The following is an 11,909-nucleotide window of genomic DNA, read 5'->3' as shown; positions in this document are numbered from 1 at the left end:
CTCAAGAACCGGTGTAGAGCCATAGGGGCAAGCCCGAGGTGCTCACTTCAAACTGCAAACGCGCCAGAGCTTCTGCTGCCGGCAGAAACCGAGACCAGCCTCTGCGCCGGGGGAGCAGATCGTAGAATTTGGCATCTGTCGGCAACCCCGCCAGCTCTGCCGCCAAGAGGCGAGCATCCTCTTCCGTGCCCAAGCGATCCACCACGCCTAGGTGGAGGGCCTGCTCTCCACTGAAAATGCGGCCATCGGCAAAAGTCCTGACCACATTCAAACTCAACTTGCGGGCAGCAGCAACCGTCTGCACAAACTGACCGTAGGTGATATCGATCAACTCTTGCAAGATGTTTCGCTCTTCTGGGGTCAGCTCGCGATCAAACGAGAGAATATCTTTGTAGGGGCCAGACTTGATCACTTTAAATGAAATCCCCACTTTATCCAAAAGACGCTCGATATTATTGCCTCGAATGATCACGCCGATGCTGCCGGTGATCGTTCCTGGGTTGGCGACGATTTTTTCCGCTCCCATGGCGATATAAACCCCCCCAGAGGCGGCAATGTTGCCAAAGCTGGCAACAATGCGGGTGCCTTTTTGTTCCCGCAAACGCAAGAGAGCACTGTAGATTTCTTGGGAGTCGGCCACTGTTCCGCCGGGGCTATCGATGCGGAGCACTAGAGCAGGGAGCTGTTTTTCTTCCACCTCTTTTAGGGCTTTGAGAACGCGCTCGCGGGCTTTGCCATCAATGGCCCCTGCCACCTCGATGCGACCAATTTGCCGACGCAAACCACCCCAGAATAATCGCTTCAGCATAGACAAGAACTGGATTGGGATAAGTACATATTTGTATCATGAATGGCGGCTCGTGGCCCGGTCAACCGGTCGCTTAGACGCTGCCATACACCGGGATCACCGCGCCCCTCAGATCCCGCGCCGCTTCCGAGACCAAAAAAGCGATCACCTGCCCAATGGACTCCGGCTTTACCCACCGCTCGGCTTGCGCGGATCCCATGGCGGCGCGGTTGGCCGGCGTGTCGATGATGCTGGGCAGAATGACGTTGGCGGTGATGTCGGTGCCTTGGGTCTCGGCGGCAATGGTGCGGGTCAGAGCCACCACCCCTGCTTTGGAAGCGCAGTAGGCCGCCAATTGCGAGCCCGGCTCCACTGCGCCGCGGGATCCCACCGTTACAATCCGCCCATAGCCCTGCTGCCACATCTTGCGCAGGCTGTGCTTGCAAGCTAGGAAAGTGGTGGTGAGGTTGAGGTCAAAGTCGCGCCGCCAGTCTGCCAAGCTGTACTCGTGGGTGGGGCCCATGGCAAAGCCGCCCACCAGGTGGATCAGCCCATCTACGCGGGGCAGGTCGGCAATGGCGCGGGCAACCGCCGCCTCGTCCAACAAATCCACTTGCACAAAGCGCACCCGATCCAGAGCACTGGCCGGCAGGCGCTGCCGCAGCACGGCTAGCTCCTCCTCCTGTCGGTAGGTCAGGGTCAGCTCTGCCCCGCTGGCCAGCACTACGGGAACCACCCCCAACCCCAGCCCGCCGGTGCCACCGGTTACAAGAATCTGTTTGCCTTGGTTGTCGAGCATAGGTTCGCCCTTAAAAAGCCTTTCCTCAAGCCAAAAAGCGCTGGGCATCCAGCCACCGTCTTTTCCCACCCTACCGCGATTCTTATTCCTCTTGAGGGGCAGCCTTGGGCGCTTTCTCCAGCAGTAGGTCGCTCAAGGCCAGCCAGTGGGGCAGATCCAGCTCTTCGGCGCGGGCATCGGGGCTGAGGCGGAGCTGAGCCAACGCTGCTGCGACCGCCTCTCGCTCCACCAAGCTCCCCAGGGCATTGGTGAGCTTCTTGCGGCGGGTGGAGAACCCTTGGCGAAGGAGTTGGTGAAACCAGCGGGGATCCCGAGCAGGGGTGGGGGCGGGGCGGGGGGTGAGGCGAATCACAGCGGATTCCACCTTGGGGGCCGGCTGGAAAGCGGTGGGAGGCACTTTGCAGATCAGCTCGCAATCGGCCAGATAGCGCGTCCGCAGGCTCAGGGCACCGTAGGCTTTGCTGCCGGGGCCAGCCTGAAGGCGCTCGGCCAGCTCTTTTTGCACCAAGAGGACGATGCGCTCGAACTGTCTGACCGGCTGGGCCGGGGATCCCAGCACTTTCTCCAGAATCGGGCCGGTGAGGTTGTAGGGGATGTTGGCCACCAGCAGGCGGGGCTGAGGCGGGAGCGGCAGGCGAAGAAAATCTCCTTCCACCAGGTGAAAACGCGGCTGGTCGGCAAACCGTTTTTGCAGCAGCCGGCACAGATCCCGGTCGATCTCCACCGCCACCACCTGGACGCCCTGGGCCAGCAATCGCTGCGTCAACTGGCCGGTGCCGGGGCCGATCTCCAGCACCCAAATGGGATCTGCGCCTGCCTGAGAGCCATCCAGGTGGGCAGCCCGCACAATGGCTGCGTGGACAGCGGGATCCTTGAGCCAATGCTGACCAAACCGTTTGCGAGGATGGGGCATAGTTAGGCGAATGATCGAGAAGAAATGGCCGGACGGATCATCGCTGGGCCGGGTGGGGAACAGAAATCAAGGTGGGATCGGTATCCTCAGGTCTATCTTGGGTTGATCCGGCGGCAATTGTCTCTGGGCTTGCATCCCCGCCCAGCAGCGGCCGGCGGTAGAGGGGTACCGTAAAGGTAACGGTGGATCCCAGCCCTTCGCCCAAGCTGTAGAAATTGATCTCCCCCCCCATCGCCTCCACCAGCCGCTGGCTGATGGCCAGGCCCAAGCCCGTTCCCCCATATTGGCGGGTGGTGGAACCATCCACCTGGGTAAAAGCCTGAAACAGCTTTTGCTGCTTTTCCAGCGACACCCCGATGCCGGTGTCGATGACGCGGATGCGGGCCAAACCCGGGTTGCCGGGAAGGATATCCGCCCGCACGGTCACCGAGCCTTTGGGGGTGAACTTGATGGCATTGCCCACCAAATTAAGCATCACCTGCAACAGGCGTTGGTAATCGCCCAAGAGCAAAATCTGATCTGAGGTGTTGGGCAACTGAAAGCTCAGTTGTAGGCCCTTTTGGCTGGCCTGCAGGCTGGTTTTGGCTGCCACATCCTTAAACAAAGCTTGCAGGTCGCAGGGCTGAAACTCCAACTGCATTTTGCCCGCCTCGATCTTGGCGATGTCCAGCACGTCGTTGATCAAGGCCAACAGGTGCAGGGCCGAGCGATAGGCCTCCTGCAAAAAGTCCAGCTCCTCTTCGCGGCTTTCGGCCATCCCGTCCAGCACCAGCTTGATAAAGCCGATGATCCCATTGAGAGGGGTGCGCAGCTCATGGGAAGTATTGGCCAAGAACTGACTTTTCAGTTGGTTGGCCGATTCCGCTTGGGCACGGGCCTGCTCCAGCTCTTTGTTTTTCTGGCGCAGTGTCTGGTTGGCCAACTGCAGGCGGGTGGCCAGTTGGCGGCTTTGATCCAGCAAGATGGCGTGGGCAATCGCCGTGCCCAGATAGGTGGCAATGCTCTGCAGCACCTGGAGGTGGCCGGCCTGCCAAACGGGAACGCCGTTGGGCGGCAGCACTTCCAACCAGAGCAGGCTGTTGGCATAGCCGCGATAGGACATGGCAATGGCCAGACGGCGCTCCATCAGCACCGGCTCTTCCTGCCTCAGGGCCTGCAGCAGATGGGGATAATCCGCCAGTCGCAAGGTCTGGTTCAGCAGCGAGGGATCCCCTGGGTTGCGGCGGTACTCGGCGTTAACCGTGAGGGAATCCTGCCCCACTTCGTAGAGGGCCAGCAGGCAGCGATCCACCCCAAACAATTGCCCCAACTGCTCCACCGTCTGCTGGCACAGCTCGCGAATGTCTAGGGAGTGGCCGATGTTGCGCAGCAACTGGGCCGTGATCCCCTGCACCGGATCAGCCAAGAGGGGATGGGGCTGGGCAGTGGGGCTGCTGGCTCCGCCGGCCAAGTTGAAAGGCGTTGCCCCCAACAGCTTGCCCACCACCGAGACGGCTACCACCGCCCCTTCCATGTCCCGTACCGGGTTGAGGGAGAGATGCAAGTGCAACTTGTAGCGGGGCGAGTTCACCTGACATTGGTAGGAAAGGGGATCCCCAGTCTCAAACACCTGGTTGAGCTGGGCTTCGTACTCCCCGGCGTTGGCCACCTCCCAGATTTGCTGTCCACTCACGATGTGCTGAGGGTGGATGCCATATTTCTCAGCCTCTTCCCAATAAAAACCCCAGAAGCGCCTCTGGCGATCCTGTGTGTAGAAAATCGGAGTGGGTCGAAGCACGCCCATGTGGGAAGAGGCCACCATCGCGTCGGGGAAACACAGGCCCAGAGCTCAGGTTTTCCCTGAGGAGGCTGGGCTGGCGGGATCAGAGGCCGGGCGGGTTAGCGGGGCAGAGTCTTTGCTGAGACGGGCGAAGATCATGCGGCCTGCTGAGGTCTGAATGGCGCTGGTTACCACAACGGAGCGGGTTTTGCCCAAAGAGCGCTGCCCTTCTTCTACCACCACCATGGTGCCGTCCTCCAGATAGCCTACCCCCTGGCCCGGCTCCTTGCCCTCGCGGGTGATCTTGATATCGAAGCTATCGCCGGCAACATAGATGGGCCGCAGCGCCTCGGCCAACTCATGCACATTCAGCACCTTAACCCCCTGCAGAGTCGCCACCTTCTTCAGGTTGTAATCGGTGGTGAGCAGCGTTCCCCCTACAGCTTGGGTAAGGCGCACCAGCTTTTCGTCGACGGTGGTCAGATCGGGATAGTTGGCTTCGTGAATGACGAAGCGCTCAGGATAGGCCTTTCGTAAAGCTTGCAGCGTATCGAGGCCTTTGCGGCCCCGCTCTCGTTTTTGGGCATCGGCCTTGTCGGCGATGGTTTGCAGTTCCGTCAGCACAAAGCGGGGAACCACCAGGGTTCCCTCCAAAAAGCCTGTCTCGATTAACTGGGCCACTCGGCCATCGATGATGGAGCTGGTGTCCAAAACCTTGGCCGTGGCAGCCACCACATTGCCCTCTGCCCAAAGGGCTGCCTGGAGAGCATAGTTGGGGTTCAACAGCCGCAGCAGCGAGGGGCCATGGGTATCGGCCAGGCTGACCCCCAGATAAGCAAAAGCCAAGCTGAAAAAGACCGAAGCCAGCGGCTCGAGAAAGCGGTTGAGTTGAGGGGGCAGCGGCAACAAATATACAGGAGCCATGGCCAAGTTGGCGATCACCAAACCAATCACCAGCCCCACCGAGCGGCTGATCAACACGTCCGGCGGCAGGGAACGCACATTGGCCTCGAAGCGACGGTAGCTCCAGCGCACCAGGGATCCCAGAGCCAGCCCTGCCAGCACGCCGAAGCCGCTGGTGACGACGCGGGCTCCCTCCACATTGGCCCCCTGAATGGCGGCAGGAGGGAGCAGATCCAGGCCATAAAACCCAAGGCCAGCCCCGGCCAACATGAAGATCGCGATCAGTAAAGCGTCTAGCATAAAGAATAAAGACAGCCCTGCTGAGTGGGTAACGCTGCTGGGAATAGGCAAATCCGCTTCCTATTCTAGTCGTCTGGTGTTGGATGGATCCGGACAACCAGACTAGCCCTCTCCCCGCAAGATTCAGACTATGTTGAAATCATAGCGATCCCTGGCTGCCTTGAGGGGGCTGGGGGGAAATCGCTACAATCCAAACTCGATGAGGCTGAAAGCAACCATGGCACAAGCACTGGAACTCAATAGCGCGAACGTCGAGAAAGTCCTAGACGAGCTGCGCCCTTACTTGATGGCCGATGGGGGCAATGTGGAGTTGGTGGAAATTGACGGCCCGGTGGTCAAGCTGCGCCTGCAGGGGGCCTGCGGTGCCTGCCCCAGTTCCACCCTGACCCTGAAAATGGGCATTGAGCGCAAGTTGCGGGAGAGCATCCCCGACATCCTAGAAGTGGAGCAGGTGTTCTGAGGATTCTGCCGCTTCTGGTCTGTTATCCTGGTTCCCTGAGGCAGCAGGCCTGTCCGTCGCCCTGATCCTCTGCCTCTTGGCTTTTCTTCCTTCTTTACCTGCACGCCAGCCCATGCCTGTTCTCCTCTCCATCGCCATTCTCGCCCTGCTGATCCTGGTGCATGAGGCAGGCCATTTTGCGGCGGCCAAGTTACAAGGGATCCACGTCAACCGCTTCTCGCTGGGGTTTGGCCCGGTGCTGTGGCGCTACCAAGGTAAGGAGACGGAGTACGCCATTCGCGCCCTGCCGCTGGGGGGCTATGTGGGCTTTCCCGACGAGGACGAGCGTTCCCCCTACCCGCCCGATGACCCGGATCTGCTGAAGAACCGTCCTGTGTTGGATCGCCTGGTGGTGATGAGTGCCGGGGTGATGGCCAACCTGATCTTTGCCTATCTGGTGCTGGTGTTGATGTTTGCCTCGGTGGGCATCCCATCGGTGGCGCGCATCCATCCCGGCATCCTCATCCCTCAGGTGATGCCGGATAGCCCGGCGGAGCGGGCCGGCCTGCAGGCGGAAGATGTGGTGTTGCGGGCAGCCGACCACGACTACAGCGCCATCGCCGACGAGACGGCGGCCTTGGCAGCCCTGAACGATTTTCAGGCGCTGATCCGCAGCAGCGAGAACCAGCCCGTTGCCCTAAAGGTGCAGCGCGGGGCAGGGGATCCCTTCCAGTTGACGGTGATCCCGGAGCTGCGGGGGGAGACGGTGGCCATTGGGGTGACCTTAGCGCCCAACCAGGAGCTGACCTTGCGCCCCGCCCGGAACCTGGCCGAGATCTTCACAGAGGCTGGAAACGCCTACCAGCGGGTGGTGATGCTGAATGTAAACGGTTTGCGGCAGTTGGTTGAGAATTTTCAAAGCACGGCCACACAGGTCTCCGGCCCGGTGGGGATCGTCAAGATCGGCGCGGATCTGGCGCGGGATGATGCTGCCAGCTTGTTTAATTTCACCGCTTTGATCAGCATCAACCTGGCTTTTCTCAACCTGTTGCCTCTGCCCGCCTTGGATGGGGGGCACATCGCCTTTTTGATCCTGGAAGGGATCCGCGGCAAACGGCTGCCCAAGGAGCTAGAAGACCGGGTGATGCAGACAGGCCTGGTGTTGTTGCTGGGCTTGGGGGTGGTGCTGATCTTCAAAGACACCCTCGCCATCGTTACCGGGTCGGGCTAGGGAAAGATGGCCAGCAAACGGGCCTTGCGCCAGCGCGCTTTGGAGATCCTGATCCGGCTGAAGCGCCACTACCCCAACTCCACTTGTGCCCTCCACTACCAAACGCCGCTGCAACTGCTGGTGGCCACCATTTTGTCTGCCCAGTGTACCGATGAGCGGGTTAACCAGGTCACCCCAGAGCTGTTCCGCCGTTTCCCGGATGCCCAAGCGCTGGCAGCAGCCCCGCGGGAGGAGATCGAGGCCCTCATCCATTCCACCGGCTTCTATCGCAACAAGGCCAAACACATTCAGGAAGCCTGCCGCAAGATCCTGAGGGATTTTGGCGGTCAAGTGCCCCGCACCATGCCGGAGCTGCTCACCCTACCCGGTGTAGCGCGTAAGACGGCCAATGTGGTGCTGGCCCACGCTTTTGGCGTCAATGCCGGGGTTACTGTCGATACCCATGTCAAGCGCCTCAGCCGCCGCCTCGGCCTTACCGAGCACGAGGATCCCGTGCGCATCGAAAAGGATCTGATGCAGTTGTTGCCACAAGCGGATTGGGAAAATTGGTCCATTCGCCTGATCGACCATGGGCGGGCCATTTGCACCGCCCGCAAACCCCTCTGCGAGCAGTGTTTTTTGGCCGACCTTTGCCCCAGCGCCCCTCTCTCGGACGGGAAGACGGACAAAGAAGCAGCGACAGCCGTCCAGACCTGAGCGCCTGGCAGCAGGGATCCGGTTTTTGGGCTTCCCCTCGCCCTAGAATAGGCTGCATGGACGATCAACCGACTAGAGTGACACCTGTTTTGGTTATTGCCGGGCTGACGGGATCCGGGAAAACCCTGGCCATCCAGCAATTGGAACAACTGGGCTACACCGGCCTGGAAGGGATCCCGCCTGGCCAGGTGATCCCTTTGGTGGAGGCGATGCGGCCCCACCACACTGCTTTGGCCCTCAGTTTGAATCTCCACGCCCAGGAGTACCGGGATCAGGTTCCCACCCTGGCTGCCTGGGTGCAATCGCAAGGGATCCCTTTTCTCTTTCTGGAGGCTCGCCCCCTGGTATTGCTCAACCGTCTCAGCGCCCACCGCCGCCCCCACCCCCACCACCCTGGCGGTGGCCTGTTGGAAGCCATTGAGCAGGAAGTGCGCGATCTGGCTCCGCTGCGAGAGCGCTGCACCCACTGGTTGGATACCTCCGACCTCAATGCCCAGCAACTGCGGCAGCAATTGCAAGCTCTGGCCCACGGGATCCCGCAGCCGCTCAACCTGCGGCTGGTCAGCTTCGGCTTCAAGTACGGCGCCCCCCCTGATGCCAACTTGCTCTTCGATGTGCGCTTTTTGCCCAACCCCTTCTTTCAGCCCCACCTGCGCCACCTGACCGGCCAGGATCCGCCCCTGCAGGAGTTCCTGTTTGCCGATCCGGTTACCCAATCCACCTACCAGCACATCGTTTCCCTGATCCAGGCCTTTTGGCCCCACTACCGGGCAGAACGTCGCCCCCACCTAAGTGTGGCCATCGGCTGTACCGGCGGCCAACACCGCTCGGTGGCCCTGGTGGAGCGCCTGGCGCAAGATTTGCGACCTTGGACCGTCCCTGCTGGCAACCCTGCCCTGCCTGCCCTGAACATCCAGGTGCAGCACCGCCATTTGCTGGATTCGCAGCGGGAGCTGGAGGCCCGCTTCGGAGCGCCACCCCCTGACGCTGGCGTAGAACAGCAACAGGTTAGGATCCCTTTGGCCGGCGTTTCTGTACCTCCCCATGGCTAAGCCCAGCAACAAGTCCCTCACTTGGGGTATGCGCCGCCGCAAGACTGCTTGGCCGGGCAGTGGCTGGAAATGGCTCTTTCCCGGTCTGGCCGTTAAGCGCTGGCTCACCCTGGCCGTAGGGGGTGTGCTGCTGATGGTGCTGGGCATCGCCATCTGGACGGAATTGACCCCCATCTTTCGCCTGAAGCGGCTGATCGACATCACCCTGCGCCTGATCACCACCTGGATCCCCAACAACATCAGCGGCCCCTTGGTAACTGGGATCGGCCTGGTGATGGTGGTGCTGGGCTTTCGCAGCGCCATGCGCTCCATCGAAGATGTGCTGATCCCAGAGGGGGATGAGGCGCTGGTGGATAAGCTGCTGTCGCGGCGGCGCCTCAGCCGTGGCCCCCGCATCGTGGTGCTGGGGGGCGGCACCGGCCTCTCCAACCTGCTGCGGGGCCTGAAGCGCTACAGCTCTAACATTACCGCCATCGTCACCGTGGCCGATGACGGGGGATCCTCAGGGCGCCTGCGACGGGAGATCGGCGTGTTGCCCCCCGGCGACATCCGCAACTGCCTCACCGCCTTGGCCAACGAAGAAAAGTTGCTCACGGAGCTGTTCCAGTACCGCTTCCAGGCGGGGGAGGGGCTGAGCGGGCACAGCTTCGGCAACCTCTTCATCACCGCCCTCACCGCCGTAACCGGGGGCGACCTGATCCGGGCCATCACCGCCACCTCGCAAGTCTTGGCCATTCAGGGACGGGTGCTGCCGGCCACGCTGGCGGATGTCACCCTCTGGGCGGAGTTGAGCGATGGCCGCCGCGTGGTGGGGGAGTCCAACATCGCCAAAGCCGGAGGACGCATCTATCGGATTGGCTGTGATCCCCCCAACCCGCCGGCCCTGCCGGAAGTCATCGAGGCCATTGAGGCGGCAGAGTTTGTGGTGCTGGGGCCGGGCAGCCTCTACACCAGCATTATTCCTAACCTGTTGGTACCGGAAATTGTGGAAGCTCTGGCCAAAAATATGGCGCCCCACATCTACGTGTGCAACATCATGACCGAGCCGGGGGAAACCGACGGCTATACCGTTGGGGATCACGTCATGGCTTTGGATCGGGTGGCGGGCGTGCGCCTATTTGACGGCGTGCTGGTGCAGCGGGAGCCGCCTTCCCCACGGGCTCTGGAGCATTACCGCCGCAGCGGCTCCGAGTTTGTGATGTTGGATCCTGACAAACTGGCCTACCTGGGCTGCCGCGCCGTTTTGGCCAACGTCATGCAAGAAGATCCGCAGACCGGCTTGGTGCGCCACAACCCCGAGCGCTTGGCGGCAATGCTGATGCGCTGGTTCGACAGGCACCGATAGGACACTCCGGAGAAGCATCAGCGCTGGCGGGAATAAGGTCGGGGATAGGGGCGGCGCATCTGGCGAGCCAAGTACACCTGAAAGGTTTGTGCCACCACGCCCGCCCGCTGTAGCGGGATCTCTGCCACCGGTTCAATTTGTTCAAAATAGTTGCCGTAGGTGGCCGCGATCCCCGCCCTTGGCTGAAACAGCTTGGAGGTAACCAACAGCCCATTTTTTCCCAGCCAATCTTCAGGTTGCGACCAAAAGGCAAAGCCGCGCAGATCTTCATCCAGGCAGGTGAGGGGCTTATCCGTCAGCGGCGCCAAGGCCATGCCGATCTGGCCGCCCAAAAAGTAGGCGTTGGTGAAGATGAAATCCGCCTCGGCAAGAGCCTGGGCCAAGCGGGGATCCGTCTGCAACTGCCGCCGCAACTGTTCAATTGCAATCAACTGAGTCGAGGGATCCCGTTCCACCGGCCACAGGCCCAGCCCACCGGGAGCCTGGAGAAGGCCGTAGCGCACATGGGCCAGCCCCACCCCCACCAACAGGCCCACCGCCACCGCCGTTCCCGCCAAGAGCCGCTTCGCTCCTGGCCACCTTTCCCAACGGGATCCCAAAAGTAAGCTCAGCACCCAAAACCCCGGCATGGGCCAGGTGGGCAAAATGGGCCGATAGCCCCCCATCAAGGTAAAAGCCAGCACCAGCGGCAGCCCACAGGCCAGGATTAGAAGATGCTTCAGCTCCTGATCCGTGAGGCGTCTTCCCTGAAAAAGCGCCAGCCCCACCCGCCCACCCTCAGCCAAGCTCAGCCCCAGCAAAGGGATCCCCAAGGTCGGGAAAAGATAAAAAAGTTCCTCCAGCACCGTCAGCCCCAGCTCTTGCAGTTGATACCCTGCCTCCGGCACCGCTCGCCCCCCCTGGAAGCGAAAGGAGACCCAATCCTGCTGGGCGTTCCAGATCAGCACCGGGCTGAAGGCCGCCAAGAACCCCAGCACTGCCAAGAGCGCCCATCCCGACCTGAGGGCGCAGCGGTGGGCCGGGCTGAGCAGACAAAAGAGCACCAGGCCAAACCCCAACGCCAGGCCGTGGTATTTGCCCAGGCAGGCCAGCCCCACCAATAGCCCAATCAGCGCCAGCCGCGGCCCCGGTCGGTAGCGAGCCGACCCATAGACCCCCAATTTCCCCTCCACTAAGGGAGCCGGAAAAAACTCCTGGGCAGCCACCCACAGGGTTGCCGCCGTAAAAAACATCAGCGGGCTATCCGGCAGGGTCAGCACTCCAAACCCAATCCAGAAAATGGGCGCGATGCTGATGGTTGCCAGGGTGATCAGCCCCGCCTGCAGCGAAAAAAGCCGCGCCGCCGTGAGGTAAAGCAACAGGGAAGAGCCGCTGTAGGCCAGCAGGGATCCCAGTCGAATCGAAAAAGCCGACACCTGCCCCGTCAAAACAGGCCCCAAGCCCGTTGTCCAGGCCACCAGTGGCGGATGGTCAAAATAGCTCCAGTCCAGATGGCGAGTGTAGAGGTAGTAGTAGGCCTCGTCAAAGCCCGGCGGCAACAGAGCAGCCACCCAGCAGCGCAGAAGCAGGCCCAACCCCAAAATCCACAGAGCAGCTTTCGGCACCACAGGGGATCCCTTTAAGCGCGTGGACAGGTGTTATTGTCTCAGCTTTGGCCGGGCTTGTCCCCAAAAACCCAAGTGGGG

The 11,909-nt window shown here is 61.4% G+C and carries 11 protein-coding genes; 5 read left to right on the top strand and 6 right to left on the bottom strand.

The features are described 5' to 3' along the window. Position 1 precedes the first annotated feature (1 nt). The 5 genes from sppA to NW853_RS13410 all read right to left on the bottom strand — a co-directional run bounded on the left by sppA (position 2) and on the right by NW853_RS13410 (position 5,461). Positions 2 to 808: a signal peptide peptidase SppA gene (gene sppA, locus NW853_RS13430; RefSeq protein WP_414335107.1), complete on the bottom strand. Its 807-nt coding sequence runs from the start codon at positions 806 to 808 to the stop codon at positions 2 to 4. A 73-nt stretch (positions 809 to 881) separates the two neighbouring features. Then, positions 882 to 1,586 (bottom strand): 3-oxoacyl-ACP reductase FabG, encoded by a 705-nt coding sequence (gene fabG, locus NW853_RS13425; RefSeq protein WP_414335108.1) that lies wholly within the window; start codon positions 1,584 to 1,586, stop codon positions 882 to 884. A gap of 82 nt (positions 1,587 to 1,668) precedes the next feature. Next, positions 1,669 to 2,499, bottom strand: a complete 831-nt coding sequence (gene rsmA, locus NW853_RS13420) for a 16S rRNA (adenine(1518)-N(6)/adenine(1519)-N(6))-dimethyltransferase RsmA (RefSeq protein ID WP_414335109.1) — start codon at positions 2,497 to 2,499, stop codon at positions 1,669 to 1,671. A 37-nt stretch (positions 2,500 to 2,536) separates the two neighbouring features. Then, positions 2,537 to 4,282 carry a sensor histidine kinase gene (locus tag NW853_RS13415; RefSeq protein WP_414335110.1) on the bottom strand — a complete coding sequence of 582 codons (1,746 nt, stop codon included), beginning with the start codon at positions 4,280 to 4,282 and terminating at the stop codon, positions 2,537 to 2,539. A 45-nt stretch (positions 4,283 to 4,327) separates the two neighbouring features. Beyond that, on the bottom strand, positions 4,328 to 5,461 hold the full coding sequence (locus tag NW853_RS13410) for a PIN/TRAM domain-containing protein (RefSeq protein ID WP_414335111.1): 1,134 nt from the start codon (positions 5,459 to 5,461) through the stop codon (positions 4,328 to 4,330). A gap of 217 nt (positions 5,462 to 5,678) precedes the next feature. Between NW853_RS13410 and NW853_RS13405 the strand changes: the two genes are divergently transcribed. From NW853_RS13405 to NW853_RS13385, 5 genes are all read left to right on the top strand, one after another. Further along, entirely contained in the window at positions 5,679 to 5,921 is a 243-nt protein-coding gene (locus NW853_RS13405; RefSeq protein WP_414335112.1) for a NifU family protein, read from the top strand. Between the two features lie 112 nt (positions 5,922 to 6,033). Continuing rightward, positions 6,034 to 7,131 (top strand): RIP metalloprotease RseP, encoded by a 1,098-nt coding sequence (gene rseP, locus NW853_RS13400; RefSeq protein ID WP_414335113.1) that lies wholly within the window; start codon positions 6,034 to 6,036, stop codon positions 7,129 to 7,131. A 6-nt stretch (positions 7,132 to 7,137) separates the two neighbouring features. Beyond that, positions 7,138 to 7,827 carry an endonuclease III gene (gene nth, locus NW853_RS13395; protein ID WP_414335114.1) on the top strand — a complete coding sequence of 230 codons (690 nt, stop codon included), beginning with the start codon at positions 7,138 to 7,140 and terminating at the stop codon, positions 7,825 to 7,827. 77 nt (positions 7,828 to 7,904) lie between these two features. Continuing rightward, on the top strand, positions 7,905 to 8,879 hold the full coding sequence (gene rapZ, locus NW853_RS13390) for an RNase adapter RapZ (protein WP_414335115.1): 975 nt from the start codon (positions 7,905 to 7,907) through the stop codon (positions 8,877 to 8,879). 28 nt (positions 8,880 to 8,907) lie between these two features. Further along, the gene (locus NW853_RS13385; protein ID WP_414335119.1) at positions 8,908 to 10,224 is read left to right on the top strand and encodes a gluconeogenesis factor YvcK family protein; all 1,317 of its coding nucleotides are present in this window, start codon (positions 8,908 to 8,910) and stop codon (positions 10,222 to 10,224) included. Between the two features lie 17 nt (positions 10,225 to 10,241). Here the strand turns inward: NW853_RS13385 and NW853_RS13380 are convergent, their stop codons facing one another. Then, a complete protein-coding gene (locus NW853_RS13380; RefSeq protein ID WP_414349273.1) occupies positions 10,242 to 11,828 on the bottom strand; it encodes an ArnT family glycosyltransferase in 1,587 nt (528 codons plus the stop codon). Between the last annotated feature and the right edge of the window lie 81 nt (positions 11,829 to 11,909).

It is taken from the genome of Synechococcus sp. H55.11 (genome assembly GCF_047462475.1).
GTDB lineage: Bacteria > Cyanobacteriota > Cyanobacteriia > Thermostichales > Thermostichaceae > Thermostichus.
Note: the sequence above shows the minus strand (reverse complement) of the source record. Positions and strands in the feature narration are given on the sequence as shown.